Raw genomic sequence first — 26399 nt, forward strand, 5'->3', positions numbered from 1 at the left:
TCAGGCCCTTTTTATTTGAGGTTCTTCTTAAGCTATTCGGCTACTTCTTGTAAAGTCTTCTCTCCTTGAATGATTTCCATTATTTGTTCAGGAGATGGGTAAAGCTTTTTAATTTTTTGCTTATACTTCTCAGACAAACCGGCATGGTTTAAAATAAAGTTCTTGGTTCGAATGATCTCATCGCCTAAGCCATGTTGAATAGCAATTCGATCCGCTCTATTCTCGGCACGCTTGACGAAACCTTTGGAAAAAATATAGCCCAATCCAAATGCAATAAGGCCCAGCATAGTTCGGTTCTCGTAGTCCATCACATGACCCAGCTCATGGCCAAACCAACCTTTAAGCACATCTTCTGGTAAGTCAGTTATGGATAGCTTTTCTTTACCCAAATCGATCTTTTTGTTTACATAGATTATATATGCTCTGTCGTCACCTACTTGCAGCACAGAACTTATCATAGGTTGAGCTTTCATAATAGAGCTACCCGCTCTTCTGGTGTATTTGAAAACTATTTTCTTGGTCTGAAGCGAAGGATAGTGCTTCAAAGCATTTAGTGCTGGACTTGATAATTCTTCTGGTATCGTTTTTCGCCACGAGTAGGCTGATAGATTTCTCATAATGCTTGTTTTGTTTTTACGCTTGGTCGATCAGTGAATAAGGTGGATTAGTTCCATCCACCTATGCGAGCTATTCTTCGCTCCTCACGACTTGCTTTTACCAAAGCTCTGAGCAGTACAAAACTGACAATGAGTAAAGCTGCCTCCAAGAAGGTCCAGTTAAGTACAAAACCGCTATTCAGGCCGTTGAGTAGAAAACTATAGATTCTACCAAAGAGGAAACCACTCATGTAGAGAATGATGAGCCCCAAGGCCGACTTTCTCATGTTAATGGCGCCATAGGCTAGAAAGATGGCAAAAGCCAAATTAAGTCCTCCGTAAATGGATCGTATTGAGTTCAGTGCACTATCATCTAAGGCCTCAACCTTCAGATAGCTCATCACCATTTCTGGAGCCGTAATGGCTCCTACTCCCACGGTGAGGAATATGAGTGATACAAAAATGATAAACCCTGATGTTACTGTTTTTATAAGTTTCATGTCAATGTTTTTAAAGTGAACAGTGTCAATAACACTGTATGATTTGTCTATTTTGAGATACCCCTGATCATTCCGTTAAAAACGAAATAGTGGAAGGGTAATACGGCTAACCAGTAAAGTCGCCCGAAAAGACCGTGTGGTCTGAAGGTTGCCGTTTGATAAAGCTTTTGATCCTTATCAATTTTGAATTCGAGCCAAGCTTCGCCTGGAAGCTTCATTTCTGCATAGAGCAGAAGTCGTTTGTTAGCCTTGTCGGCCACTAGTACACGCCAGAAATCCAATGAGTCTCCGTTGAAAATTTCTACTGGATTTGTTCTACCTCTTCTCAGGCCAACTCCGCCAATGAGTTTGTCTAGGTAGCCTCTTAGTTTCCACAACCAGTTGCCATAGTACCAACCTGTATCACCACCCAGTGCCCATATGTTAGATTGAACTTTATCAACATCTTTGATGGCAATGGACTTTTCATCCTTAAAGCATCCGAATTCCGGAACTTCTATAAGATCATCGTAGTCACTGTAGAAAGACCTTTCGGCTCCACTGTCTTTCCAGCTAGACACCACGTGATTTTGCTTAATTCGAGTGAAGGCCCTCTCGATAGCCTCATCAAATGGGATGAGGTCAATGGACAAGGCTTTCATCAAATCGTTTGGCTTACAAACCACAGATACGCTCATGCTATCCACAAGGCTACTGGCTAGACTGTAGCTTGTAGAGGTAACAAAGTATAACCAATAGGAACTGAGCCTAGGTGTCAATACTGGTACGGTGTAAATCCATCTTTTCAGTTTTCTGACCTTGGCAAACCTCAAAAGCATTTGCTTGTAGGTCATGATTTCTTCACCCCCTATATCATATACCTGATCGAAAACTTGCTCATTGAGCATGCCTCTACTCAGAATTTCCAACACATTTCTAACCGCTATGGGTTGTGATTCCGTCTTCAACCATTTGGGGGCAACCATCACCGGAAGTTTCTCAACCAGGTCTCGCATGATTTCAAAAGAAGCGCTGCCCGATCCTAGAATAATTCCAGCCCTAAATGCCGTAAAGTGATATTCGCCCTGTTGTATGATTTCTTCCGTCTTCAGCCTTGATGAAAGGTGCTTGGAGAGGTGTTCATCATTTGCGATGCCGCCCAAATACACCACATGTTTGACACTTGTAGGTGCCATAGCTTCGACAAAATTCTCGGCAATTTGAGCTTCAGTATCTTCAAACTTTTTGTTTCCACCAGACATGGAGTGCATTAAGTAAAACGCACCATCAATGTCGTTAGGAATTTTACTTAAGCTCGAAACATCCAGAAAGTCTACTTCAATTACTGATACAGCTGCATGATCTTTCAATGGATGATTGAAAGTTTTCCGTTTTCTCACACAACAGACTACCTCATAGTCCTCTTTGATCAAAGCATGAAGTAGCCTCTTGCCGATATATCCGTTTGCACCTGTGAGTAATATTTTCAAAGCTTACGACTTGTCTAAATTCTGTTTGTACTCAACACTATTCTCTGCCCTATGTTTATTCCAGAGGTCTCTTAGTCTGATCACATAGTATACTAATACGATCAACCAGAGCCACTGAATGTAACGTGTATCTAACTGAATAAATCGGTAGAATACAGTGGCCGATGCGGCAATATTTATAGCATAAAGCAACATGGCACTCCATCGTGCTTTCCATAAGTAGGGCATTGCATTTAGGATACCTATACTTAAGGTGATTGCCATCCACATGAAAAGGTCGTTTTCGAGAAATTCAAGGGATGCGAATATGAATAGTCCGCCCATTCCGCGTGTAAGGGAGTAACTGTGGTCTTTGGTTTGATTCATTGTTATAGTTTAGGGCTAAAAAACCCTGCCTTTCGACAGGGTCTCGTTGATTCAATTGTTATTAGTCTTCTATTGCTGAAGCTAGGGCTTCTAAATTTGGAATGATAATGAATTCGACTCTTCTATTTTTTGCCATATCAGAAGCCTTTTCATTTGGTACAATAGGATCGTACTTACTTTTACCGGCTGCCATCAACTTTTCTGGCGATACGCCATAATCATTTGTCAGCTTTTCGATTACCGCAATGGATCGATCTACCGACAAATCCCAGTTGTTATCTTGACCGACTACTGGAATCGGATCTGTATGTCCTGCTACGGCAATTTCTACATCAGCTCTTTTGAAGATAGGAGCCAACTCTTTTAAGAAACGATCACCCATTCCATTGATGTAGGTACTTCCTTGCTTGAAGAGAATCGCTTCATCCATGCTGAGTTTTACATGACCGTCTTCTACTGTAACAATCCTGAAATCCGTATTGAAGACTTCAAGGTCTTTGGCAATTTCGTTCAATTGCTGCTGTGTTGCCACGAGTTTTTGAGTGGCTGCATTTAATGTCATATTTGATTGCGCCAACTCAGCTTCTTTCGCTTCTAGTTGTGCTTTGTAGTATAATTTCTCTTTGTTGAGCTTCTCTATCTCTTCAATTGAAACTTCTGCAGCTTGAATTAATTGCAAGCTGTCGTTTTTCAATCTTTCGATATCATTTTGCGCACTCATGTATTTCTGATTTGATACACATGAAGCCATTATTAATGCTATCGGCAGAGCCCAAATAAGAGGTTTCATTTTTTTTAATCTGTTCATTTTTTATCCTTTCTTTTTCTTGTTTCGACTTTTCTGGTGAAAAATTCGTGCCGTTGCCAACAAAATGCCTGAAAGCAGCTTACTATAGATATGGTGTGTAAATAATTCCCCAAATTCGGGGAATATAGTCACTGAAATAGGTCCATTATGAAGGAAGGCATGACAGCTTTAATTGTTGATGACGAAGAGGATATCGGTTTGATGGTCTCTGTGTTTTTGAAAAAAGCAGGAATCAAGACTACCTACCTAAGTAGAGTTACACCTGCTTTTAAGCGAGTTGAAGAAGAAACATTCGACTTCTATTTTTTGGATTTGAATTTGCCCGATGGAACAGGGTTTGACTTGTTGCCGACCATAAGGCAAAAGGACGCTCAAGCCAAGGTCATCATTATTAGTGCTTACGATGGTCACTTGGAAACTTCCAAAGCAAAAGAGTTTGAAGTAACGGCCTTCGTCAAAAAACCATTCACAAAGAAAGATATACTTGAAGCCATTGAATTATGAGTAAAGAAAGAATTCTAATTATAGATGACGATCCGGATATCTGTCTTCTATTGAAAAAATACTTGGCCAAAAAGGGCTACGAGACCTTTGTAGCAGAAGATGGCAAACAAGGTGAAAAGTGGCTCAAGGATAATAATGCTGACTTGGTCTTGTGTGATTTTAAATTGCCTGATTATACGGGCCTTGAAATGCTGCAAAAAATCAAAATCATCGATACAAGAATTCAGGTGGTCATCATTACTGGCTACTCTGATGTTCGTATTGCAGTCGAAGCGTTAAAGAAGGGTGCGTATGAATATGTGACGAAACCACTGTATCCGGATGAGATTCTGATCACTATTGAGAATGCGCTTAACGCAAGGAGAGATCAAGAAGAGGTAGCCATTCAACCGATAAAAAAGAAGTCTGTATCGGCACCAGCGCCAGAAGAATTCGTGAATGGCGTGAGCCCCGCTTCTCAGACGGTGATCAAGCATATCGACCTGATCGCACCAACAGATATGTCCGTAATCGTTTTAGGCGAGACAGGTACTGGAAAGGAATATGTGGCAAAAGCCATTCATAATAGAAGTAAGAGAGCCGGCATGCCCTTTGTCGCCTTAGACTGTGGTGCGCTTCCAAAAGAACTGGCTGGCAGCGAATTGTTCGGTCATATCAAGGGAGCCTTTACAGGCGCTATCAATGATAAAAGAGGTTGCTTTGAGGCGGCCAATGGGGGTACATTATTCCTAGACGAGTTAGGTAATCTCTCTTATGACAATCAGGTAAAACTCTTACGCGTACTACAGGAAAGGAGAGTCAAACCTATCGGTAGTAACAAGGAAGTGGCTGTAGATGTAAGGGTAATTGTCGCTACGAATGAAAACCTCAAAGAGGCAGTAGCAAGAGATGAATTTAGGGAAGATATATATCATCGCTTAAATGAGTTCAAGATCGAGCTCTCTCCACTCAGAGAGCGACCAGATGATATTGAGGTTTTTGCTGAGCACTTTTTACAGTCCGCCAATGCACAATTGGGCAAATCAATCGCAGGCTTTGAGCCGAAGACCATGGAGGTACTAAAAGCCTATACTTGGCATGGTAATCTGAGGGAATTGAAAAACGTAGTGAAGCGTTCGGTGCTATTGTGCCAAGATCAATTGATTGGGCCTATGCATTTACCACAAGAAATACTGAGTCCGGATACTGATGATGTCGGTTCTATGGCTGTTTCATTTAACGGAGAGTTACCCAAAGATTTGAAGTCTGTGGCAGAAGAGGCAGAGAAAAAAGCCATACTCGCTGTCTTAAGACATACCAATAATAATAAGAGTCAAACAGCTGATTTTTTGAAAGTAGATCGTAAAACGCTCTACAATAAACTAAAGGCCTACGAGATAAATATTTAGAGCATGGTGAATATACCGAATACAGAGAGTTTACTGACCAGTGTATTAAATAGTGCACCGTATGGGATCATGACCTTTAAGTCGATTCGGAATAAGGAAGGAGTAATTGAAGACTTTGAATTCTTGACCGTTAATAAGTCTGCTGTCCAAATGGTGAGTATCGCGGCCGATGAACTCGTTGGGAATACTATGATGAATAAGCTGCCTGGAAATAAAGATGCTGGCTTATTCGACAAATATTGTGATGTAGTCAATACAGGTAATCCTTTGTCTCTCGATCAGCATTATGAAGGAGAACACTTTGATAATTGGTTTAGAATTCAAGCCGAAAAACTTGAGGATGGCTTTGTAGTGAGTTTTCTTGACATCACCGAGTTTAAGGGTAGGACGGTGGCTCTAGAAAGAAGTGAGTCACGTTATAAAAAACTCTTTTATGAGTCCATGGATGCAATTTTCATTGCGAACAATGAACTACTCTTCTTAGAAATCAATGATGCCATGGTTAACATCTTCGGATATACCATTGACCAGTTGAGGGCGATCACTTTAAAAGATCTATTCAAAGACGAAAATGATTTTTTGAGATTTAACCAAGAGTTTTATAAACACGACAAGGTAGAAGAATTTGAGGCTGAATTGGTGTCTTCAAATAATAAACCGGTCCATTGTGTTATCAACTTGATCAATCTCTCGCCAGATGAAGATCGGATCAATAGCTATCAGGGAGTAATCAAGGACATATCCAGAAAAAAGCGCGCTGATCAGGAAATACTTTGGGCGGAGAAGCTATCAATGACGGGAAAAATTGCCCGAAGTATAGCGCATGAAGTGAGAAACCCACTGACCAATCTAAGTCTGGCTTTAGAGCAATTGAAAGACGAAGTTCCAGAAGAGGTTGAAGATGCTGAGCTGTATTTCAATATTATCAAAAGGAATGCCGATAGAATTGGTACACTGGTAACAGAGTTGCTAGATTCTTCTAAGCCGAAATCTTTACAACTAAAAGAGCAGCCTCTAAATGAGGTGGTCAAAGAAACTGTAGCCTTGGTAGCTGACAGAATTAAGCTCCAGAACATGAAGATGAATGAGTCCTATGATGCAGACTTGCCAGACATTGCACTAGATCACGATCAGATCAAAATTGCCTTGTTGAATATCTTTATCAACGCCATTGAAGCGATGAAACCAGATCGTGGAGAACTATCGATCAGTACTTACAAAGAAGAAGGTTCGGTGGTACTTGCTGTTACGGATAATGGTAAAGGAATTCCAAAGGAAAACCTTGGTAAACTGTTCGAACCATTTTTTACGGCAAAGAAAGGTGGAATGGGTTTGGGCTTAACCACTTTCCAAAATATCATTCAAAGTCACTTAGGCAGCGTTAAGGTGACTAGTGAGCTTGGCCTTGGAACAACTTTTTATATTTCATTTCCCCAATAGCCTATGAGACGGTTCTTAACACTCATTTTTCTTATGATTACGATGGGCCTGAATGCCCAAGATGTGAAAGTCGAGCAAGAATTTCGAGTATTTGCAGATGATGTACCCAAGGATGCTATTGAATGGCTGGAAGAGGCCTTTGGTTCCCTAAAAAGAGTAAAGTGGTACTTCGAAGAGAGCAAGGATGATGAAACATACGAAGCCAAATTCAAATTGAAAGGTAAGCGATACAGTGTTGAGTTTGATGAGGATGGTGACATTGAGGATGTTGAAGTGGTGAAGCCTTGGAGAAAGCTTAATGAGGGACTGAAAGTAAAGCTTGAAAAGAGCCTTAAAGCCTATAAAAAATTTAAGCTCAGAAAAATTCAAGAACAATGGACAGCTGAAAAAAGTGATGACTTGATCAAAGCCATAAAAACCAATGATTTATCAGCGATTACTGTTCGCTACGAGATTGAATTTCGAGCCGAGATTGAGAATGTTTTGGGTTATTGGGAAGGACTCTTTAAAGATTCTGGAGAGCTCATCAAAAGAAGAAGAATACAGACTAGGCCGACCGATAACTTTGATTTTTAATGAAAAGACTCCTGTTGATCGGTTTACTGTTATTGCCATTTGGTTTGAACGCTCAGTCCGTTGTATCATCGGGTTTCTTACCAGAGGTCAACATTTCGCACCGTTGGAACCAATGGCGCATTACAGGTCAGGTTGAGTCTATGCAACAGGTATGGCGGAAAGAGAATGGTTCTGACCTAATTGGTAATTATGAATACATAAGAACAGATTTAACGACTGCTTTAAGCTACAAACTCAATCCAGACTGGTCACTTGGGGCAGGCTATTTACTACGGTTTACTGATCAGCAGCTGGTACATAGGTTTTTACAACAGATTTCTTCAGCCATTCCACTGACTGGCGTCAGAATAGGACATCGCTTGAGAACAGACCAGACCTTCTTTGAAGAAGAGTCAACCGAATATAGATTTCGTTACCGTTTCTCCTCAGAACTACCCTTAAAGGGCCTTTCGATCAATGATAATGAATGGTACCTAATTGTTTCTGCAGAAATGATTGCGAGTACCCAAAGTAGTCAGTGGGATTACGAGCAACGTTTTGTGAGTAGCTTAGGATATTACTTCAACTCTAAGAATAAGGTTGAAACGGGCATAGACTATCGCTTAGATAGGTTTGTAAACGACATCCCAAGGCATAGAATCTGGTGGACGATCAGCTACTTTTTGAATCTTTAAAGCGCTCTGATCAAACCATGATTTCCTTGAGACATGATGCTACACGATCTTACTAGTAATGGATAAGATCCTTTTAAGAAAAAACCTCTTCATGTCGGTGAAGAGGTTTTGTTTTTTGAGCTTCTTAAAAGGATTATACTTTTTTCGCTGCTCCACGGACAAGTGAGACTATTAGTAGTACTAAGAATACAAAAAAGATAATCTTAGAGATGTAAGCTGCTCCAGCGGCAATACCTCCAAAGCCAAAAATTGCTGCTACTACTGCTATTACAAGAAATGTTAGTGACCATCGTATCATATCGTTTGGGTTTAAGTTAAAACTGATTTCACCCTTAGATATGAGAATTCTATGCCAATTCGGTGGCGGCTTCTTTTTTATGCTCCTCTACATGAATCGAGAGAGAAGACCTTAGGCAAGTTAAATACAAGTGTATAAGACATTCCCCGAGTATGGGGAAAAATTTGCGCTCTTTTAGAGTAAAATCCCCCTTTAAACGGCCTGAGACGTTTGGAATGCTTTTGGCAACTCTATTAAGCGAAATAAGTGTAGAACGGAAAAAAAGATAAATATGGAAAACGGAATAGCAACAAAAGTACATTCAGATAAAATTCAAAGACCCTTCGTTAAACTGGGTTATACAAAACTAGAGACTGCAGAGATTGTAGAATCGCTGAACAAATTATTGGCGAACTATAGCGTGCACTATCAAAAGCTCAGAAACTTTCATTGGAACGTAAAAGGGGCAGACTTTTTTGATATCCATGAGAAGTTTGAAGAACAGTACAATAGCGCCAAAGTAGCCATTGATGACATTGCAGAGCGAATCAGAGTATTCGGGCAAACGCCATTAAGTACCATGCGGGATTATTTAGAAACCTCGGAAATCAAAGAATCAGGTTCGGATCTAACAGGTATGGAAATGGTCTCAGAAATCTTGAAAGATTATAGTATTCTCTTAGAATACATGTTCAATGTAGTGAACGCAGCACTCGATAATGGTGACAGTGGGACGGTAGATATGATGAATACATTCATCAAGAAGACAGAGAAAAATCATTGGATGCTAACAGCATTTTCTAAAAAATAGTGTTGTGTGTTTTGAGTTATCTCCGTTTAGTGCGGAGGAGATTGACCGTGGTGGGCACTCGCCCACCACTTTTTTTGTGTAGAAAATACCCAAAGTGTAGTGATTTCTCCACATCATGGTTCGGGTGAAAAGGTCACACCCTTGAAAAAATGCCCCTATGCTACGATTCACAATTTGGTATGATGTTTTCTTCCTTTTTGCCGATAGCTAAAAAAGTTATGAAGCGATTTATTCAAGGAAATTGGGATCAGATAAAATCCAGGTTAAGCGCCAAATATGATTCATTGACTGAGAGTGACCTAAGGTATCAAGATGGGTCAGAAGAAGAGCTCTTGAGAAATTTGCGGTTCAAATTAAACATGGACCAATCAGAGTTGATGTCAGAATTGAGAAAAATAATTACAAGATCTAAATAAAAAAATATGAATTTTGACCTGTCACAGGCCTTATCAATAGTACAGAATAAGTTGGAGGGATGGCTAGAGAAAATCACCGCCCTGCTACCAAATATTGTTGTCTCCCTCTTAGTGATGGTGCTTTTTTACTTCCTCTCAAGAGGAGTAAGAGTACTGTCTAGAAAGTTGCTCAGCAGGCTGGTAGACCAAGAGACCATAGTAAGTCTGTTTTCTACAATTCTATCCTTCCTAACGCTCGGTACGGGATTAATTATTGCTCTTAATTTGCTTCACTTAAGCCAGGCAGTCACTTCCTTACTCGCGGGTGCGGGTATCATTGGTTTGGCCATTGGTTTTGCCTTTCAGGATATATCGGCAAACTTCATTTCCGGGGTTATTATGGCCTTTAAACGCCCTATCAGCGTTGGCGATATCATTGAAACCAACAGCTACATGGGCTTTGTAAGAGAAATTCAACTGAGAGCTACGATCATCGAAACCTTTACCGGATTGCATGTCATCATTCCAAATCGGATGATTTTTCAAAACCCGATGACAAACTATACTAAAACATTTAGAAGAAGGGTTGATTTGCACGTTGGCGTCTCATATGCTGAAGATCTTGACAAGGTGAAGGAAATCACTGAAAAGGCGGTGGCTTCAAATCCCTATCTGACTGATGAAAAGGACATTCGTTTCGTTTTTGAGGAGTTTGCAGACTCTTCCGTTAACTTCAGAGTAATGTTCTGGGTGAACTATTCTCCTCAAAACCCAAATTACCTTGAGGCCAGAAGTGATGCTATTATTGCCATTAAGAAGGCCTTCAACGAGCATGATATTACCATTCCTTTCCCTATCAGAACATTGGATTTTGGTATTAAGGGTGGACAGACGCTGAATGAGCAAATTGATTCATCAGGTACTAAGCTTATTCCTATGAAGGCGTCCAAATAAGCCATCTAGCGTTATAAAGAAATCATCCATCAATACTCTTGGCTAAATAATGTTTGGAGGGTAGAAGATGTTCGGTCTCTTATCCTTGAATGAAGGAAGCCTCACGCAGTTTTAAAAAAAATGTACTCATCTCCATCTTTTAGCTGGTATGACTTTTGACTAAATGAAATTGAAACTAAAACCTATACAATATGAAAACTTGTAAAAAACTTACAATTACCCTCTTCCTTTTGATACTTATTGGTTCATCAGGATTTGCCCAGAATAATAATTCCATCGGACTTCGGTTTGGAGGAACAAGCGGCATTACTTACAAGCATAATTCTTCGTTCGAAGCAATTCTTGGCTTTTGGGGTAATGGTATTAGTATCACAGCACTCAAAGAAAAGAGTAAACAAGCATTCGATGCTGTAGGTCTTAATTGGTATTATGGTTTTGGTGGTCACGTAGCCTTTTTTAATGACAATGATCCGAGCAATGATTTTGGGCGTGGTAACAGGACTTACCTTTCCAATGAGATGGCCTTTGGTGTCGATGCAATATTTGGACTTGAATACCACTTACCAGAAATACCATTTGCGATCAGCCTTGGGTTTAAGCCGTTTTTGGAAATAGATACAGACGGAAGGTTTTATGGAGCACCAGATCCAGGTTTTGGAATAAAATTTAAGTTCTAGTAACACTTCACTCACAATGAAAGTCAAAGGCCACCCCGATTAATCGGGGTGGCCTTATTTTATGTATCACTCAATCGAGAGATACTCATAAGAAGGGCGTTATGTTTTGGATTTCAACAGCCTTTTGTTGGTTGGAAGGTTCATGTCATTAGAACCAATGTTGCATCCCCTCTACACAATAACTTTTGACTGGGGAGATTTTTCTACAATAATCTAGGTCAATCGATCAATACGGGTCATTTGGGCAGTGGCATGAGTATTGGTCTTAGAGGTTTAAAGAATTAACCAAAAAATAAATAATATGAAAACTCTTAAAACCTTAAAATTTGCTCTTATCGGAGTATTAGCATTAACATTTAGCTCGTGTGGCAACGATGATGAAGTGGATGGTTCTGGCCAGGCTTCTATTGAAGTAACTGATGCACCCATTGATAACACTGAAGTACAAGGAGTCTTTGTGACCATTACGGACGTGAAAATTAATGGCCAGTCGGCATCGTCATTTGATGGCAAGACAACAGTTGACTTGTTAGCCCTTCAAAATGGTAGAACGGAAATTTTGGCTAACGAAGAATTGGATGCTGGAACTTATAACAGTATCACTTTTACATTAGACTTGGCAACAGATGCCTCAGGCAATACACCAGGGTCTTATGTGATGACCAGCTCGGGGAAGCAAGCACTGGAAATGGAAGGTCAAAGCGAAGTAGATTTAATAGCTACAGGTTCGTATAACATTTTGGCCAACAGTTCTAATGCCCTAGTGGTAGACTTTGACCTAAGGAAAATGATTCAGGAAGAAACTAATGGAGCTGATGATTATACCTTCGTAACAAGAGCAGAAGCAAATGCTGCTTTGAGACTAGTTGAAAAAAGAGTTACAGGATCTATTGTGGGTCAGGTGGACATGGACGATTTTGATGATGCTGACAAGGTGATTGTTTATGCATACAAAGAAGGTACTTTCAATAGAGAGACAGAAACAAGTGGACAAGGTTCTAGTAACGTTATGTTCGCAAATGCAGTAAGTAGTACAGCCATTGCTGAAGGTGCAATCTCTGATAGATTCGAACTTAACTTTATGGAAGCGGGCAATTATGAGCTAGTTTACGCAGCCTATTCAGAAAACACCTTGACTGGTGAATTAGAGTTCGAAAGCTTTATAGAGACTTCTGCTGGTGCAGAGGGAGAGATAACAGATGTGGTAGCTGTTGAGGCTAACGTTCAACTGAATCTTTCACTGATTTTTAGTGCAATGATTGACTAATGATTAGTGTCTTCATATGACAAACAAGTGGGCTCTTTAGCCCACTTTTTCATAATCTTCATCCAAAAAAATCCTATGAAAGATATCCTTAGAATGCTCGCAGTTTTGGTATTGGGTTTTTTGCTTCTCTCTTATGCGAGAAAACAAACGGTTCCAATAGCCACTCCCTCAGAAATTGAGGTTACTCGTACTATTGAGGTTGCAATGAACTCATTGGAAACCTTGGAACGTAAAATGGCAACCACATATAGTTCAAATACTGATAGTCTTATTAAGACAAGAAAAAAGGATTTGAACTTAGCTGCCTTGTCTGTCGAAAACGCGGGTAATGCTGAGTTGTTGGTTCTTCAACAAGACTGCCAGGAAATCAACCAGTGGATTGAGGCTACACTAAAGTCTCTCGATAGCTTGGGTTTAGTAAGGAAGATCAACGCAGGTGGCAAAATCAAATAATACGAAGTCAAAATCACTAATTATGAAGAATTATATAAAATCAACATTAATTTTTTCCCTGTGCTTATTCATATTTAGCTGCTCGGGAGAAAAGAAATCGAATTTTGAAAAAGAAAGAGCTGACTTTAAAGAGAGCTTTGAAAAAGGTATAAATAGCATTGATGAAAAAATTTCTGAAATTGATGATGAGCTTGAAAGTGCAGGAGGCGATGTGGCCGAGAGTTTAAGAGAAACTAGAGATAAACTGGTAGAGAAAAGGTCAGAACTCCAAAGAGGCCTTGAAAGGCTCGAAAGATCGACTGAGGCCGCTTGGGAAGGTACCAAGGACTGGGCCGAAGATGCCTATGAATCAATGGAAGAGTTCTTTGAAGATCTCCAATCCTGATTTGACAAATCAAACACCTAAAAAGGTATGAATCTTCATTGGATTCATACCTTTTTTGTTTTGATAAGACTTAGCAAATTTTCATTGATTTAGCGGAACAGCCTGATATTATCACAAAAAAACCCTCTCGAAATGAGAAGGTCATTATTGTTTCTGCTTTTCTATAAGAGCACCTGGCCCAACAAAGACAGTACAAAGAGTACCACAAATAGAAAAAACAAAAACTTTGCGATTTTGGATGTGGCCGAAGCAACGCCTCTAAAGCCGAATAGCGCAGCAATGACTGCTACAATAAAAAAAACTAGTGCCCAGTAAAGCATAATATAAATTTTTTAAAGTGAAACATTATTGAACCTGATACTATGTGTATCTACACTTTTAACTCCAAATTGTGAGCCACCTTCTGAAGTCTGTTCTATAGACTTGAAATGGATATTAGCCCAAATTTGAGTGTGTAATAATTCCCCGTGTTGAGGACTTTTTGGACAACCAGCTAGCCATGTGCTCCAAAAACCCAATGAGGGGCTAATTAATTATCTGGCAGGATATTAGCCGTTGTGTTAATATGAAACTCTCCATACAAAAGGCCACCTATATCTTACTCTTTGTCATAGCTTCTGCCATGATTGCTATCCACGCGGGAAACATTCTAAAACCTATGGTTTTTGCGGTTCTGGCAGCTACTATTTATCTCAAGCCAGCCCAATGGATAGAAAAAAGAGGACTTGGTAGAGCAGCATCTGTATTATTGACCCTTTTACTTGGTACAGTCATTCTGACCGGTTTTGGCTATTTATTGGCAAATGAGACCGTTCAAGTCATGACTACCTTGAAAACAGAATTGAATATTGATAAGCCCTCTCAAGTGATTGCCGAAGAGCTTAATAGTCAGCTTAATAGTGAGTGGCTCTATTTAGATAAAAATGAAGTTTCAGACACTTTCAGAAAATGGTTAGGAGATGTTGGGGTGCCATTTATTAGCAACACTTTCAAGTCTACGGGGTACATAATAAGCAATGCTGCTTTGTCAATGATTTATACATTTTTCATTCTACTTTATAGAAGAGGAATAGTTGAATCAATATTAAAGATTTGGTCAAATTCAGAAGAGAGTGATCAATCAATCATTATAAACAGAATTCTCAAAACAGGTCAACAGTACGTTGGTGGTTTGGCAGCATTAATTGTCCTTTTGTCCATTCTATATGCGATTACATTTTGGGCATTTGGATTGGAATACGCCATCGTTTTCGCGGTAATTGCTGCTACTTTGGCTGTAATACCCTATATAGGTACTACGCTGGGAGCCTCATTGCCCGTTGTATACGCTTATTTATCATATGAAAATCACTATATAGCCTTAGGTTTAATTGCTTGTATAATGACCATTCAAATGCTGGAGGGGAATTTTTTGACGCCAAAGATTGTAGGAGGATCAATGAAGCTAAATCCTTTCGTTTCCTTATTGGCGGTGGTGTTTGGTAATTTTATTTGGGGGCTAGCAGGAATGATCTTGTTCCTTCCGCTTGCCGCTATGTTGAAGATAGTATTGATGGAGACAAATAGCCTGCATCCAATTGGAGAGTTGATGGGTCAAAATCTTATAAAACCAGAACAAAAGGATGAATAACGGTATACTGCTTACAAGATTATTAGAAGTACTCTATCTAATTTCAACGTTCCTTTGTCTTAGTATGGTTATCGCTCATCAACTGCGTATTTCTCACTGGCTTGTGAGAATGTTTGATTTTCCTGTCAAGCAGATGGTGATTATTCAGTTGGCACTCTCATTCATCATGTACCTATCTGTATTTGATGGTTCCCTGCTACTTCATATAATACCAATGATTACAGGGTTTGTTTGTGTAGCGCTTCTGAGTTATACCATTTGGCCATATACCATCCTTCATCCGAAGGATATTAAAAGCACCTCTGCTGAGCATGGAGAATCCATAAAGTTTTTGTCGGCCAATGTGTATATGGAAAACGATCAATATACCCGGCTCTTCAAATTGGTTGAAAAAGAAGATCCAGATTGTTTACTGTTATTAGAAACGGATGCTAATTGGTCGAACGCGGCACTGGGTTTAGATCAGAAATACCCATTTCAAATCAAATACCCACTGGCAAACACCTATGGCTTATTATTCTACAGTAAGTTGAAAATCATTGATCATGAAATACGGTTCCTATTGAAGGATGATATTCCTTCTATCAGGGCCGTCTTGCAGACGAATGAGGGCAAGGAAATAATCTACTATGGTCTGCACCCTGAGCCACCTTCCCCAACTGAAAGCGATACTTCAACACCCAGAGATATCGAGTTATTGAAGATTGCCAAAGAAGTGAAAGCTATTGATAAGCCGATCGTCTGTGCAGGCGATTTCAATGACGTGGCCTGGTCTCATACCTCTAGGTTGTTTCGTAGGTATAGTGGTTTATTAGACCCAAGAATTGGCAGAGGCAGTTTTAGTACCTTTCATACAAAGTTGCCATTTTTCAGATGGCCTTTGGATCATTTTTTCCTTTCGGCACATTTTACACTCAACCAAATGGCCGTACTTCCTTCCATAGGTTCAGATCATTTTCCCATTCTCATTGACGTAAATCTCAACCTGTTTGAACAGCAGGAAAAACCATCACCCGAAGCGGATGATATAGATGAGGTGAAAGAGGTGCTTTCCAAAAGCACGGACGTTGAGCAATAAAAAAGGCAGTGAATTTCACTGCCTTTCATGTTGATTGTCTATTCTGATTACGAACCAAATCCATGTTTTGACTGATGCCTGTCGCGAATAGAATTGCTATGATTGTCAAACTTATTCGTTTTAAAACTAGCCTCTTCAAATGTATTCGGTGTTACAGATGAAGCATCCGAGTTTTCACCAGGCTCGTTTGACTGCATTTGATTCACATAAGGTTTCACCCCGTAAAAGGCATACACCTTCATTAGTAAATCAATATGGTTAAAGTCCTTCCAATCTGTTGGGTCGATCGCTGGTGCTTCTAATAAACGGTCTTTATCTACATCGAGAATTACTTTATTTTCCTCTCTGGTATCGAGCTTAAAGCAGGCTAGTGGAATAGGTAATTCCTTGCTGCCAAGTCCCAATGTATGGCTTACGCTAAGAATCGCGTATGCTACTTTATCTTGATTGACATCTACTACAATGTCTTTAATTGAGCCGATCGATTCGTGTGCGGCATTCACCACATAACTATTCGAAAGGTCTTCTACTGTCATTAATCTATTGTCATTTTTCATATCTTATTTATTTTTTAGTGTTAAACATTATTTATTGTTGAAGCCTAAGAGCTTCTTGAGTCCTTCTGTTGGTACCACAAAGAGTGAGAAGTTGAACAGTAGGCTTGGATCTACTTCATTTTTCACCAAACTGTCATTGTTAAAACTGTTTTCTTCTGACACACGCAGGTTGATATTATAGGAATAACCTACTCCTGCTTTGAGCCAAACAAAGTCATAGAGTTCGCGCTCATAGTTCACCTCGAGCGCAATATCAGACCGCCTTAGTTCTGCTGTCTCAAAATTGCTGAGGGGTTCAAATTTGCCATTGATTACATAAGATCCTCCGTCAATAGCATAGCCCATATAGAGACGGCTTTTATCATTGAAGTCTCTGCGAAATTTGAAATTGGCGGGTAGCTTGGCTTCAATTCCCCATTTGTCATTTAATTTTTTGTTCCATAGAAATACTGGATAGATGCTTGGTCGCCCCAGCGTATAGTTCAAGTAAAGACCTACACCATGAGCTAAATTTTTGTGTGGATTCCATCCGTACATTGCTGCCACGGAGTATCTGATAAAACTGGTAAATCGGTTGTCATCAATGTTTGAGAGATTACCGTTAAGGGCCAGATCCATCCTTGCGGAAAGGAAGTGTTTTTTGTCCAGTGCGGTGTTATAGTAGAAAGTCATTTCTCTACTTTTGAGCGTCACTTTTTCGATCTGCTTAAGTAAGCTGGATTCTAACTGCGATGGTTGTTCGAAGTTGTACCTTCGCTCTTGATAATCAATCCCAAAAAGAAGTGTTGTTTTCGGTTTTAGGATGATTGGTATTTTCAACTGAAACTGAAAGGATGAGACACCATCAATGGTGGCTTCATCACCTACAAAACCTCCAGATATGGGTATTGATCTTAGATCGGCACCTGATAACCTTTGATAGTTAAACTCCATTCCTTTCGGTAATGGCATGCCAGGTACGGTTGCTGACGGAATAGTATCGTTAGCGCGTTGATAACCCCCTTGGGCCATGGCATTAACACTACAGCAGAATATGAGTAATATGGTTTTTATATATCTTTTCATTGTGCGTATTTTTAGAATAAGAACCCTGCTCTAACCAATAGTGTGTTATCGTCAGATGTCTCATTGATACCGTAGTGCGCTGAGAAAACCAGGCGCTCGTAAAAATGTAAGTAGGCTCCAGGACCGTAAGTTCTTTGCCAGTTATTGGATTCGCTTACATCATCAGCCCATACTTTACCGTGATCTATAAACCCGATCAGCCCAAAATCACCATTAAGAATGACGCTGTGAATATTCACTAGGCTCAATCTGATTTCTGTATTTTGATATACGCTTCCTTTTCCTGCGAAACGAGTTCTTCTAAAACCTCTTAGGTTTTCCTGTCCACCTAGAAAGTTGGATTGATAGAAAAGGTAGTTACCCACGTTAGTGCTCACACCAGTTCTACTGGCTATGGTCATTCTGAACGACCATTCAGGTGTATAGTAGAGAGATAATTCTGAGCTTACTCTACCAAAATCAATATCATTACCATCGATCTCATTCCAGTAAGCGAACTCATTTCTCCAACTAATTCCTTTACTCGGATGCACAGGGTGATCCTTAAGTGTAAAGTCAGTAAAGAATTTGGCTCCGAACATGTGTTTTGTCTCGGTGGATACAAGTTCAGGGTTGATGGTTGGCTCACCTAAAATGGTGTTGGGTTCATCATTTACGCGGACGGATCGGTAGGCAGGACCGAAGCCTAAAGAGAATGCACGACTGACACGTTTGACAATCTGTGTAGAAAAGTTAATCTGAGCCAGCTGGACGCGGTAGAAATCTATGTCTCTTACATTTTTAGTGCTGTTGCCTTGTCCAAAGTAGTTGAATGCAAACTTATCGTTATTACCATCAGCGCGAATGGCTATATCCCAATTGTGCCCTAGTGCTGAATAGATGTTTCCTTCATACCCTATGTTGAAACCTGAGGTTCGTGTGGCAAAATTAAAGTCAAGCAAGTGATCGGATCCTGGGTTTCTACGAAAGCCTTGATCTTCCCAGTAGATGCCCGCTCCTAAAAACAAACCGTCATCTGGGTTGAACTCGAAGGAAACTCTTGGACCTAAATAATCTATGTCATAATAGTCTCTGTTGAATTCATTGATCCAATCTTTTTGAGAAGACTTAATTCTGGTTTCGGCACTTGATTCAATATTATCCCTGTCCGAAGTATTATCATAAATGATAGTCTTCTTGCTCATTCCTTTGACCTGAGATTCATCATTAAAGATGTCCTCATCTGGTCCTCCTACAATTCTGACCTTTATACCGGAATTGACTTGACCAGATATTCTAAAATCGTCCTGACCGTCCAACCCGTATAATTGAATTTCTTCAGTCTCATTAGAGAAAAATGTCCTCTCATAAAGCTTCTGTTCTAAGTCTCCGTCTTTTTCAGTTTTAAAGACGGTCACCTTAGTTCGTTGATCATCAAGTCTTTCAACTAAGAATCGTTCGTGCTTATCACTCCCAAAAATTCTTACTTCTCTAGAGAGGTTGTAATATAATTCTGTGGCATATTTCACTAGGTCATTACGTCTAGCTTTGAGTTTGCTGACTATCTGATCACCTGAAATATCTTTTACTTCTTTCGGTAATTGATTAATGGCTTTTTCTATTACCTCGTCTGGCAATTGATCCTGTATATATTGTGCAGTCTCAACCCAATCATCTAGGGTAAGTTCATTTAAAAAGTTATGGTCTAAGTCTCTGGCCGCCCAATTGAAGCCTTTGAGATCTCCAATTTCATACCCGAAATGAGTCATACGTCTGATAAAAAATCTGGACGTCACTATGCGAGGAATAAGTCCTTCCATTTTGACGAACACCTGATCACGATCTCTTGGTACGGCTCTAAAAATTGAGCCTTTATCTTCTTTTTCATATTCAGCCCATCTCCATTGATCGTTATGCCTATCCCAGTCACCAATCAATACATCTAGTAGTCGTGTTTTTGCAAAGGATTTTTGATCGACCTCATTGTCATTGTCTTCGATGATGTGCTCATACATTTTATCAGTACCCACGATATTTTCTGAATTCCCGAACCGATCGAAACCAGACAGATCTTCGTCTGGCCGTATTTCAATCATAAAAGGTTTGTCACCATATGCTTTGGCAAAGTCACCCAATGGAGCACTTTTAGGCACATACACTAATTTGGGTTTGGTATGGTAGACACCGACTGCATCGGCCAACACTGGTACTGCTAGAAATCCATAAGGATGCGCAGTACTGATCTGATCCTTTAAAGCATTGTCTACCCACGTTCCTCGAAATGCGCTGGGTAACTTGTCTCCTGGAAACTTGTCTACTGTGCGCAGATTATATTGTATACCATTACTGTCTTGAAGACGTACTGACTTTGTCTGGAAGCCGCCACCAAGCTTTAAAATCTCAAGGCCTCCTTTATAGGAGTTTACATCAAATACGGGTGCTGTAATGGGTGTTATCCATTCCTTTCTATAATGTTTACCCATAAAGAATTTCCCGATAGCCCCGTTGGAGAAGTTTACGTTAGCGGCTGCTGTGGCAGTCGAATCAGGTTTGAGTTGCTTAACGTTTTGAGCCAGCGCGGGTGTCGCGCTGACATTTATAATAATAAGTAGGACAAAAATTTTATAGTGTTGCATGCCTCTACTACTGCAAACACTATGGCATAAATCGAAATCGTCATTTTTCGATCTTCAGAGACTTTTTGAAATGAATCTGTATGACTTTTGGGGAATTGACGACCCAATTCTCAAAGTGAAATGGGTAATTAATTCCACACTTCATTTTATTCTAAGTGCTTGAGGGCCCAAATTTTAGCACGGATGGGCTTTACACATATGGTATGAGAATTGGCTCTTAATGGAGTATGAAACAGTCAAAACACATTGTGGAACAAGTCAGGTCTTTCTTGATCCAACTATATAAAGAAAGAGAAAAAGAACAGACACCCTTCCACTCCATTGACAAGACTTGGAGCCTTATGAAGGCTGCAGAGAAAATTGGCTCCGAGGAAGGCCTCAACGACCAACAATGTTTCGAAGTCATTATAGCTGCTGCCTTCATACATACGGGTCAGTGGGAGCCTGGAGAAACTCATTTACAAAAGGCAATTCAAGACTTAGAAGATTTTGAAAAAGGTCTTGATGAAAGTTTTGACACTGCTCCTATACAATCATTAATGAAGTCTGTAGAGGACGATTCGGATGATAAAACTCTCCAAGAAGAAGTGTTTTATGACGCCTACTATGAATACCTAGGAAAGAAAAAACTCATCCGTCAGCTGCAATTTAAGACAGTAGAGGAAGATGCGGAAGAGAGTGTACTCAATGCACTAAGAGAGGGGTATGAATTAATTACGAACCATAAATATAGAACTGAGTATGCCATCAAAAACTTGGCAAAGAGAAAAGCGAAGAATAGCCAGAAGCTTCTGGCGCGAATTCAAAAAGAGGAAGGAAAAGAAAAGAAAGCAAAAAGAAAAAGCAGAAAACTAGGTCGGGGTATCGAGACCATGTACCGCACTGTTTATAGAAACCATATCAATCTGAGTTCTATAGCAGATCAAAAGGCAAACCTGATCATTCGTGTTAACACGATTATTCTTTCCATCATTATCACCCTTGGGGGTACGGGTTATACCTTCTTTGAAGAAGGATTCTTTAAGTACAGCCGATTTACAATACCAGTAATGATTTTTGTAGCAGGTTCTCTTGCTGCGGTAATTTTTGCCATTCTATCTGCAAGACCTAAAGTCACCAATAAAGAGGTGAATAAAAAGCGACTGCTGGGCAAAGAGAGTAGTATTCTATTCTTTGGAAATTTCACTGCTCTCAAGAAAACAGATTTTGTAAGGGAGATGGGCTTATTCAGGCAGAATGATGATAGGGTGTATGATAGCATGTCTGTGGACATCTATTTCCTCGGTCTTGTACTTGATAAAAAGTACAAGCTGGTGACTTACTCTTACAATGTTTTTATGGCTGGACTAACATTGAGTGTACTGACATTCATGACCCTCTTCATGTTTTTTCAATACAGCTAAAATCAATCGAATTATAAAATTTAAAACATTAAGAAAATGAAAATGAGAAACATATTACAATCAACACTTATAGCACTCACCCTACTTTTGAGCCAAGGAGCTTTCGCACAAGATGGCTTCGATAGAGGCAAGGTGAATGAAGCAATTGCTGAATTTCAAGAAGTAGATCCAAAGATTAATCGATTTTTCGAGACATCGTATGGTTATGCAGTATTCCCTTCTATAGGGAAAGGTGCTATCGGTATCGGTGGTGCTGCTGGAAAAGGATTGGTCTTTAAGAACGGTGCCGTTCAAGGCGGATCTAAAATGAAACAAGTAACTATCGGTTTTCAGTTTGGAGGCAAATCCTACGGAGAGGTAATCTTCTTTGAGAATGCTGACGCATACAACCGATTTATCAGTAACGAATTTCAGTTTGCTGCTCAGGCTTCTGCAGTAGCATTGAAATCAGGAATTTCAGCTGACGCTAAATACACTGACGGAGTAGCCGTATTCACTTTAGCCAACGGTGGCCTGATGTATGAGGCATCGATCGGTGGACAGAAGTTCAAATTTGTACCCGCCAGCGAGCTATAAGAATTATCCCAAATGTTTCACCCATAAACCCACTATTATGAAAAATATCGTAGTACCTATAGATTTTACAAAGCAATCAGTAACAGCTCTTGAGAATGCCATTCACATGGCAGAACGCCTTGAGATGGGTATCATTTTGATGCACTCGTTAGAGCTACCAGCAGGATTTTCAACTTCTCCAGTCGTTGGGGCCAATTATCAAAACCTACATGTCCAACGTGATGCTGCCCAAGAGAGGCTCCATGATTTGATTAAGGAAGTTGCCATTGATTCCAATATGAATTGCACAACTAAAGTCACTTATGGTAATCTTTCACATGCCATCAAGCGCATCACAGAGGAGCATGAAATAGGATTAGTGGTGATGGCATCTTCTGGAAAAAGTGGTTTTTTGGAAAACCTAACTGGCTCTCAGAGTTATAATGTTGCCAAACACGTTGACTGTCCAGTTGTGGTACTGCCAGAAGAGGCAAAGATAATGAGTATGAAACACATTGCATTGGCTGGTGATTACTCTGAGGCTTATGATCCATCGGTATTTGAACAACTCATTAATATTGCCAAACACTTCTTCTCACACATTCACGTAGTGCACGTGGCGGATGAAGCCGCTTTGGAAGATGAGCAAATCGATATTGCCAAAAGTCTGCATTTGTACCTAAAGGATGTTTCGCACAGCTTCCATTTCAAATCGTATGACCAAGTCAAGGATGGTTTAATTGACTTCTGTGTTCAGAATCAGGTGGATCTACTAGCAATGGTGCCAAGACAGCATGGCTTGCTGGATTGGTTTATGCAGAGTAGTACGACCAAAGAGCTGATCGAAGATATGCCGCTCCCACTCATGATGTTACAGGATTAAGGTTATTAACACCTAAAAAAGGGCAGCCAATTGGCTGCCCTTTTTTACTTGATAATAGAAACAGCTTATTCATCTCTCAAAGAGTTTACTGGATTCATCTTCGAAATACTCAGTGTTCGGGAGAAGATCGTAGTGATAGCTACTAGAAAGACGAGGATCGCTGGTCCCGCAAAGAGCCAGAAAGTAATGTCAATGCGATAGCTATAGCTATTGAGCCAACTTCCGACAATGTAATAAGTGATAGGTAAGGCAATCATAGAGGCAATACCAATTAGCCAAATGAAGTCCCGAGAGATGAGTGTAATGATCTGACTGACACTTGCTCCAAGCACTTTGCGAATCCCAATTTCTTTCTTGCGTTTGGCAACGGTAAAAGAGGAGAGGCCCAGTAGACCAAGGCAAGTAATGAGCAAAGCAAAAATGCTCAGGACGCTAAAAACTGTTTGAAATTGCTGATCAGACTTGAAGTGCTCGTCAAACTTTTGATCCAAAAAGAAGAACTCAAAAGGGCTATCGAAGTGGGTGTCATATAGCGATTCAATTTCGGCTAGTTGAGTGGTGATGTCTCCAGCTTCTGTTCTAATACTGACAAAACCACCGAAATTATTATGACGAAATATCATGGGGATATAGCCTCCTTTGACTCCTGTTTGATGGAAATTCTTTAATACCCCAATGATTGTATGCTCATTTCCCCAAAGATCTATTTTCTGATTAATCGCATCTTTGGGATCCGAAATTCCCCAAAGTTTAACCGCTTCTTCATTTACTACTACTTCTCTTTCGCTGGCATCCTCTCTGAAATTTTCACCTGCTAATAGCTCAAATTCCATGGTGGGTATAAAGCGACTATCTATGAAATAGAGGAAGAAATTGAAGTTGTGTTCTTCTACCGCATTCACTAGGTTGATACCTGTTGTACTGCCCATCATACTAGTGGGCTGGCCAGGTACAGTGGTCGACAAGGCCACAGATTTGAATGAACTATTATCCAAAAGTTCGTTTCTGAAAAGCTTGAAATTTGCTATTTCCGGAGTTGTTGGAGGGGCGGATACAACCACGACTTGCTCTGAATTCAGCCCCAGATCTTTGGACTGCATATGATCCAATTGTCGGGAAGATGTTGAGGTTTGTATCAAGAGAAAAATGGCAATGGCGAATTGAAAAACGACTAACCCTTTTCTTAGTAAGATGCCCCGACTTGAGTGAGAAAACCTTCCTTTTAATACCGCCACGGGCTTGAAGGAGGACAAAATAAAGGCTGGGAAACTCCCAGCTACCAAGGTGCTGAAAAGAATTAGTCCTGTAAAGACAGCCCAAAAAAGACCGTTGTCAAACAAGGAAAAGGTCATTGGCAAACCGGCCGTTGCTTTAAAATCTGGCAATAAGAGATATAGGGTAATCAATGAAAGAATAGCTGAGAGGCCATTGATCACCAATGACTCAATGAAAAACCGGACTTTTAATTGATTACTAGTAGAGCCGATTACCTTCCGAATGCCGACTTCTTTGGCTCTATCCATAGACTTGGCAGTAGCAAGGTTGATATAGTTTACTATCGCAATCGTAATTACCAATAGTGCCACGGACAATAGAAAATAGACGATTGTAGCATTACCGTTTGCTTCCAGCTCATAGGACTTGTGAGAGTATAAATGAATGTCCTGCATTCTCTGAGCGATTACACGCTCGTTTTCTATTTTATCTTCTTTCACTAAACGATCAGAAAGTCGTTGGACTGATTGATTAAATGTGTCGAACTGATCGGCACTCGTAAGTAGAAGATAAGAGAATGTATCGTTGCTATTCCATGGACTATCACGTTTGGCCAATGTCTCCTTCATGGTAACATAAGAGAAGAGCATGTCGAATTTCAAGTGTGAATTGGCTGGGCTGTCTTTGACGATACCTACTACTTTTAAATCTCCACCGATAACGGAGGCCCACATGGTTTTTCCTACAATGTCTGTTGTGCCGAAGTACCTCAAAGCCGCGGATTCGGTGAGTATCATATCTCGTTGGCTTTTTAAGGCCGTATTAGGATTTCCTTGAATCAATGGATATCCAAAAAGGCTCAAAAAACTTGGGTCCACGGCAAAGATTCTGGAGGCTCTAAAGGTCGATTCATCAACCTTGAGAACTGACTCGGACATGCGGAAGGCCCTAGTGAATTCTTCGACCTCGGGGAATTCTTCCTTCATCATTGGACCGAGCAAATGATAAGATTCTGCATCTTGATCTATTAAGGCTCCGCCATCCATATAGTCGGTGGTAATGCGGGCTATGCGGTCTGCTTTTGGATTATAGCTTTCATAGCTCAATTCAAAATGGACGTAGAATAGAATTAAGAGTGCCACAGAGATGCCTGCCGTTAGACCGATAACGTTAATGCCCGTGTACATTTTCTCACGAGCAATGATTCTTAAAATGGTTTTAAAGTTGTTTTTGAGCATTCCAATGTTGTTTAATTGTTGAGTTCCGCCAATCATTTTGATCAAGGCAGGACGCATAAGCTTGACCACCTGCCATACAAATTGTCTTTTGGCTTTTTTAGCAGAGTATCGTTGGATATCGTCTAGAAATCTCTCCTCTAAATCACCCTCGATTTCTTCGGCATACTGAGGCCTTAGGAATTTTCGCAGTAACCATATAGGCCATTGTGGCGGATGGTGATTGGGGTTTTTCGTCATGAGAGACTGCCAATTTCCAAATCCGGCATTTCGTTCCACATGCGTGTGCGCAGGTCTCTCATTTCTCTAAGCACCTTTTGACCTAAGGGTGTAGCCGCATAAATGCGTTTGCGTTTGCCGCCTCTTTTTTGGGTTACTTCTCCCCATTTAGAAGTGAGAAAACCTTTCTCCTCCATGCGTTTCAGAGCGGTCTGTATAGCGCCCATACTTTGTCGCTCATTGAGGCAACTCTCCAAATAGCGATCGATTTCGTTTCCATAAGCATCTTCCTTTAAGATGACCACACTCATAAGGACTAGCTCTTGGAACTCACCAAGTTTATGCTTCTTCATGGCAAATTATTTTATTCTAATTGAAGTAAATATAGGAAAGCGATTATTATT

At 40.2% G+C, this 26399-nt stretch carries 28 protein-coding genes; 16 read left to right on the forward strand and 12 right to left on the reverse strand.

What is annotated here, in order from left to right; all coding sequences use genetic code 11:
- Nucleotides 1–32: 32 nt before the first annotated feature.
- From BFP97_RS15800 to BFP97_RS15820, 5 genes are all read right to left on the reverse strand, one after another.
- On the reverse strand, nt 33–617 hold the full coding sequence (locus tag BFP97_RS15800) for a hypothetical protein (RefSeq protein ID WP_069843350.1): 585 nt from the start codon (nt 615–617) through the stop codon (nt 33–35).
- Nucleotides 618–664: 47 nt separating this feature from the next.
- Nucleotides 665–1096 carry a DUF4345 domain-containing protein gene (locus BFP97_RS15805; protein ID WP_069843351.1) on the reverse strand — a complete coding sequence of 144 codons (432 nt, stop codon included), beginning with the start codon at nt 1094–1096 and terminating at the stop codon, nt 665–667.
- Nucleotides 1097–1143: 47 nt separating this feature from the next.
- Nucleotides 1144–2565, reverse strand: a complete 1422-nt coding sequence (locus BFP97_RS15810; protein WP_069843352.1) for an SDR family oxidoreductase — start codon at nt 2563–2565, stop codon at nt 1144–1146.
- A gap of 3 nt (nt 2566–2568) precedes the next feature.
- On the reverse strand, nt 2569–2931 hold the full coding sequence (locus BFP97_RS15815; RefSeq protein WP_069843353.1) for a hypothetical protein: 363 nt from the start codon (nt 2929–2931) through the stop codon (nt 2569–2571).
- 61 nt (nt 2932–2992) lie between these two features.
- Nucleotides 2993–3652, reverse strand: a complete 660-nt coding sequence (locus tag BFP97_RS15820; RefSeq protein WP_170827485.1) for a flagellar motor protein MotB — start codon at nt 3650–3652, stop codon at nt 2993–2995.
- Nucleotides 3653–3886: 234 nt separating this feature from the next.
- Between BFP97_RS15820 and BFP97_RS15825 the strand changes: the two genes are divergently transcribed.
- Genes BFP97_RS15825 through BFP97_RS15845 form a run of 5 tightly spaced genes read left to right on the forward strand, consistent with a single transcriptional unit; the run spans nt 3887 to nt 8321 of the window.
- The gene (locus BFP97_RS15825) at nt 3887–4243 is read left to right on the forward strand and encodes a response regulator (protein ID WP_069843355.1); all 357 of its coding nucleotides are present in this window, start codon (nt 3887–3889) and stop codon (nt 4241–4243) included.
- Nucleotides 4240–5631, forward strand: a complete 1392-nt coding sequence (locus tag BFP97_RS15830; RefSeq protein ID WP_069843356.1) for a sigma-54-dependent transcriptional regulator — start codon at nt 4240–4242, stop codon at nt 5629–5631. Before BFP97_RS15825 ends, BFP97_RS15830 begins: the two co-directional genes overlap by 4 nt.
- A gap of 3 nt (nt 5632–5634) precedes the next feature.
- A complete protein-coding gene (locus BFP97_RS15835; RefSeq protein WP_069843357.1) occupies nt 5635–7071 on the forward strand; it encodes a two-component system sensor histidine kinase NtrB in 1437 nt (478 codons plus the stop codon).
- A gap of 3 nt (nt 7072–7074) precedes the next feature.
- Complete coding sequence (locus BFP97_RS15840; protein WP_139135332.1) at nt 7075–7647, forward strand: hypothetical protein; 573 nt, start codon at nt 7075–7077, stop codon at nt 7645–7647.
- The gene (locus BFP97_RS15845) at nt 7647–8321 is read left to right on the forward strand and encodes a DUF2490 domain-containing protein (protein ID WP_069843359.1); all 675 of its coding nucleotides are present in this window, start codon (nt 7647–7649) and stop codon (nt 8319–8321) included. Before BFP97_RS15840 ends, BFP97_RS15845 begins: the two co-directional genes overlap by 1 nt.
- Nucleotides 8322–8454: 133 nt before the next feature.
- On the opposite strand, the gene BFP97_RS15850 is transcribed toward BFP97_RS15845, so the two are convergent.
- A complete protein-coding gene (locus BFP97_RS15850) occupies nt 8455–8619 on the reverse strand; it encodes a DUF1328 family protein (RefSeq protein ID WP_069843360.1) in 165 nt (54 codons plus the stop codon).
- 271 nt (nt 8620–8890) lie between these two features.
- On the opposite strand from BFP97_RS15850, the gene BFP97_RS15855 reads away from it, so the two are divergent.
- The 6 genes from BFP97_RS15855 to BFP97_RS15885 all read left to right on the forward strand — a co-directional run bounded on the left by BFP97_RS15855 (nt 8891) and on the right by BFP97_RS15885 (nt 13540).
- Complete coding sequence (locus tag BFP97_RS15855) at nt 8891–9409, forward strand: Dps family protein (RefSeq protein WP_069843361.1); 519 nt, start codon at nt 8891–8893, stop codon at nt 9407–9409.
- A gap of 422 nt (nt 9410–9831) precedes the next feature.
- Nucleotides 9832–10758, forward strand: a complete 927-nt coding sequence (locus BFP97_RS15865) for a mechanosensitive ion channel family protein (RefSeq protein WP_069843362.1) — start codon at nt 9832–9834, stop codon at nt 10756–10758.
- A 191-nt stretch (nt 10759–10949) separates the two neighbouring features.
- Complete coding sequence (locus tag BFP97_RS15870) at nt 10950–11435, forward strand: hypothetical protein (RefSeq protein WP_069843363.1); 486 nt, start codon at nt 10950–10952, stop codon at nt 11433–11435.
- Nucleotides 11436–11736: 301 nt separating this feature from the next.
- Nucleotides 11737–12702 (forward strand): DUF4382 domain-containing protein, encoded by a 966-nt coding sequence (locus BFP97_RS15875; RefSeq protein WP_069843364.1) that lies wholly within the window; start codon nt 11737–11739, stop codon nt 12700–12702.
- A gap of 75 nt (nt 12703–12777) precedes the next feature.
- A complete protein-coding gene (locus BFP97_RS15880) occupies nt 12778–13155 on the forward strand; it encodes a hypothetical protein (RefSeq protein WP_139135333.1) in 378 nt (125 codons plus the stop codon).
- A gap of 22 nt (nt 13156–13177) precedes the next feature.
- The gene (locus BFP97_RS15885; protein WP_139135334.1) at nt 13178–13540 is read left to right on the forward strand and encodes a hypothetical protein; all 363 of its coding nucleotides are present in this window, start codon (nt 13178–13180) and stop codon (nt 13538–13540) included.
- A 161-nt stretch (nt 13541–13701) separates the two neighbouring features.
- Here BFP97_RS15885 and BFP97_RS15890 read toward each other — a convergent pair whose 3' ends face one another.
- A complete protein-coding gene (locus tag BFP97_RS15890; RefSeq protein ID WP_069843367.1) occupies nt 13702–13860 on the reverse strand; it encodes a DUF1328 domain-containing protein in 159 nt (52 codons plus the stop codon).
- A gap of 245 nt (nt 13861–14105) precedes the next feature.
- Between BFP97_RS15890 and BFP97_RS15895 the strand changes: the two genes are divergently transcribed.
- Nucleotides 14106–15170: an AI-2E family transporter gene (locus BFP97_RS15895; protein WP_069843368.1), complete on the forward strand. Its 1065-nt coding sequence runs from the start codon at nt 14106–14108 to the stop codon at nt 15168–15170.
- Entirely contained in the window at nt 15163–16248 is a 1086-nt protein-coding gene (locus BFP97_RS15900; RefSeq protein ID WP_069843369.1) for an endonuclease/exonuclease/phosphatase family protein, read from the forward strand. The genes BFP97_RS15895 and BFP97_RS15900 overlap by 8 nt, the downstream gene beginning before the upstream one ends.
- 47 nt (nt 16249–16295) lie before the next feature.
- Here BFP97_RS15900 and BFP97_RS15905 read toward each other — a convergent pair whose 3' ends face one another.
- The 3 genes from BFP97_RS15905 to BFP97_RS15915 are packed head-to-tail and all read right to left on the reverse strand — an operon-like array spanning nt 16296 to nt 20485.
- Nucleotides 16296–16805 (reverse strand): PRC-barrel domain-containing protein, encoded by a 510-nt coding sequence (locus BFP97_RS15905; RefSeq protein WP_069843370.1) that lies wholly within the window; start codon nt 16803–16805, stop codon nt 16296–16298.
- 27 nt (nt 16806–16832) lie between these two features.
- Nucleotides 16833–17870 (reverse strand): DUF6268 family outer membrane beta-barrel protein, encoded by a 1038-nt coding sequence (locus tag BFP97_RS15910; protein WP_139135335.1) that lies wholly within the window; start codon nt 17868–17870, stop codon nt 16833–16835.
- Nucleotides 17871–17881: 11 nt separating this feature from the next.
- Nucleotides 17882–20485 (reverse strand): BamA/TamA family outer membrane protein, encoded by a 2604-nt coding sequence (locus BFP97_RS15915; RefSeq protein ID WP_069843372.1) that lies wholly within the window; start codon nt 20483–20485, stop codon nt 17882–17884.
- Between the two features lie 227 nt (nt 20486–20712).
- Between BFP97_RS15915 and BFP97_RS15920 the strand changes: the two genes are divergently transcribed.
- Genes BFP97_RS15920 through BFP97_RS15930 form a run of 3 tightly spaced genes read left to right on the forward strand, consistent with a single transcriptional unit; the run spans nt 20713 to nt 23326 of the window.
- Nucleotides 20713–21888, forward strand: a complete 1176-nt coding sequence (locus BFP97_RS15920) for a Pycsar system effector family protein (protein ID WP_069843373.1) — start codon at nt 20713–20715, stop codon at nt 21886–21888.
- A 42-nt stretch (nt 21889–21930) separates the two neighbouring features.
- Nucleotides 21931–22464: a YSC84-related protein gene (locus BFP97_RS15925; protein WP_139135336.1), complete on the forward strand. Its 534-nt coding sequence runs from the start codon at nt 21931–21933 to the stop codon at nt 22462–22464.
- 37 nt (nt 22465–22501) lie between these two features.
- Nucleotides 22502–23326, forward strand: a complete 825-nt coding sequence (locus BFP97_RS15930) for a universal stress protein (RefSeq protein WP_069843375.1) — start codon at nt 22502–22504, stop codon at nt 23324–23326.
- 65 nt (nt 23327–23391) lie between these two features.
- On the opposite strand, the gene BFP97_RS15935 is transcribed toward BFP97_RS15930, so the two are convergent.
- Nucleotides 23392–26016: an ABC transporter permease gene (locus BFP97_RS15935; protein WP_083262611.1), complete on the reverse strand. Its 2625-nt coding sequence runs from the start codon at nt 26014–26016 to the stop codon at nt 23392–23394.
- Nucleotides 26013–26348: a PadR family transcriptional regulator gene (locus tag BFP97_RS15940; RefSeq protein ID WP_069843376.1), complete on the reverse strand. Its 336-nt coding sequence runs from the start codon at nt 26346–26348 to the stop codon at nt 26013–26015. Before BFP97_RS15940 ends, BFP97_RS15935 begins: the two co-directional genes overlap by 4 nt.
- Nucleotides 26349–26399: the final 51 nt, after the last annotated feature.

Origin of the sequence: Roseivirga sp. 4D4, assembly GCF_001747095.1 — a bacterium.
Classification (GTDB): Bacteria; Bacteroidota; Bacteroidia; order Cytophagales; family Cyclobacteriaceae; genus Roseivirga.

Coding starts and splice junctions, on each gene's coding strand:
- BFP97_RS15800 (WP_069843350.1), bottom strand. CDS start 617: ATGAGAAATCTATCAGCCTACTCGTGGCGAAAAACGATACCAGAAGAA.
- BFP97_RS15805 (WP_069843351.1), bottom strand. CDS start 1,096: ATGAAACTTATAAAAACAGTAACATCAGGGTTTATCATTTTTGTATCA.
- BFP97_RS15815 (WP_069843353.1), bottom strand. CDS start 2,931: ATGAATCAAACCAAAGACCACAGTTACTCCCTTACACGCGGAATGGGC.
- BFP97_RS15820 (WP_170827485.1), bottom strand. CDS start 3,652: ATGAGTGCGCAAAATGATATCGAAAGATTGAAAAACGACAGCTTGCAA.
- BFP97_RS15825 (WP_069843355.1), top strand. CDS start 3,887: ATGAAGGAAGGCATGACAGCTTTAATTGTTGATGACGAAGAGGATATC.
- BFP97_RS15830 (WP_069843356.1), top strand. CDS start 4,240: ATGAGTAAAGAAAGAATTCTAATTATAGATGACGATCCGGATATCTGT.
- BFP97_RS15835 (WP_069843357.1), top strand. CDS start 5,635: ATGGTGAATATACCGAATACAGAGAGTTTACTGACCAGTGTATTAAAT.
- BFP97_RS15840 (WP_139135332.1), top strand. CDS start 7,075: ATGAGACGGTTCTTAACACTCATTTTTCTTATGATTACGATGGGCCTG.
- BFP97_RS15845 (WP_069843359.1), top strand. CDS start 7,647: ATGAAAAGACTCCTGTTGATCGGTTTACTGTTATTGCCATTTGGTTTG.
- BFP97_RS15850 (WP_069843360.1), bottom strand. CDS start 8,619: ATGATACGATGGTCACTAACATTTCTTGTAATAGCAGTAGTAGCAGCA.
- BFP97_RS15855 (WP_069843361.1), top strand. CDS start 8,891: ATGGAAAACGGAATAGCAACAAAAGTACATTCAGATAAAATTCAAAGA.
- BFP97_RS15865 (WP_069843362.1), top strand. CDS start 9,832: ATGAATTTTGACCTGTCACAGGCCTTATCAATAGTACAGAATAAGTTG.
- BFP97_RS15870 (WP_069843363.1), top strand. CDS start 10,950: ATGAAAACTTGTAAAAAACTTACAATTACCCTCTTCCTTTTGATACTT.
- BFP97_RS15875 (WP_069843364.1), top strand. CDS start 11,737: ATGAAAACTCTTAAAACCTTAAAATTTGCTCTTATCGGAGTATTAGCA.
- BFP97_RS15880 (WP_139135333.1), top strand. CDS start 12,778: ATGAAAGATATCCTTAGAATGCTCGCAGTTTTGGTATTGGGTTTTTTG.
- BFP97_RS15885 (WP_139135334.1), top strand. CDS start 13,178: ATGAAGAATTATATAAAATCAACATTAATTTTTTCCCTGTGCTTATTC.
- BFP97_RS15890 (WP_069843367.1), bottom strand. CDS start 13,860: ATGCTTTACTGGGCACTAGTTTTTTTTATTGTAGCAGTCATTGCTGCG.
- BFP97_RS15895 (WP_069843368.1), top strand. CDS start 14,106: ATGAAACTCTCCATACAAAAGGCCACCTATATCTTACTCTTTGTCATA.
- BFP97_RS15900 (WP_069843369.1), top strand. CDS start 15,163: ATGAATAACGGTATACTGCTTACAAGATTATTAGAAGTACTCTATCTA.
- BFP97_RS15905 (WP_069843370.1), bottom strand. CDS start 16,805: ATGAAAAATGACAATAGATTAATGACAGTAGAAGACCTTTCGAATAGT.
- BFP97_RS15910 (WP_139135335.1), bottom strand. CDS start 17,870: ATGAAAAGATATATAAAAACCATATTACTCATATTCTGCTGTAGTGTT.
- BFP97_RS15915 (WP_069843372.1), bottom strand. CDS start 20,485: ATGCAACACTATAAAATTTTTGTCCTACTTATTATTATAAATGTCAGC.
- BFP97_RS15920 (WP_069843373.1), top strand. CDS start 20,713: ATGAAACAGTCAAAACACATTGTGGAACAAGTCAGGTCTTTCTTGATC.
- BFP97_RS15925 (WP_139135336.1), top strand. CDS start 21,931: ATGAGAAACATATTACAATCAACACTTATAGCACTCACCCTACTTTTG.
- BFP97_RS15930 (WP_069843375.1), top strand. CDS start 22,502: ATGAAAAATATCGTAGTACCTATAGATTTTACAAAGCAATCAGTAACA.
- BFP97_RS15935 (WP_083262611.1), bottom strand. CDS start 26,016: ATGACGAAAAACCCCAATCACCATCCGCCACAATGGCCTATATGGTTA.
- BFP97_RS15940 (WP_069843376.1), bottom strand. CDS start 26,348: ATGAAGAAGCATAAACTTGGTGAGTTCCAAGAGCTAGTCCTTATGAGT.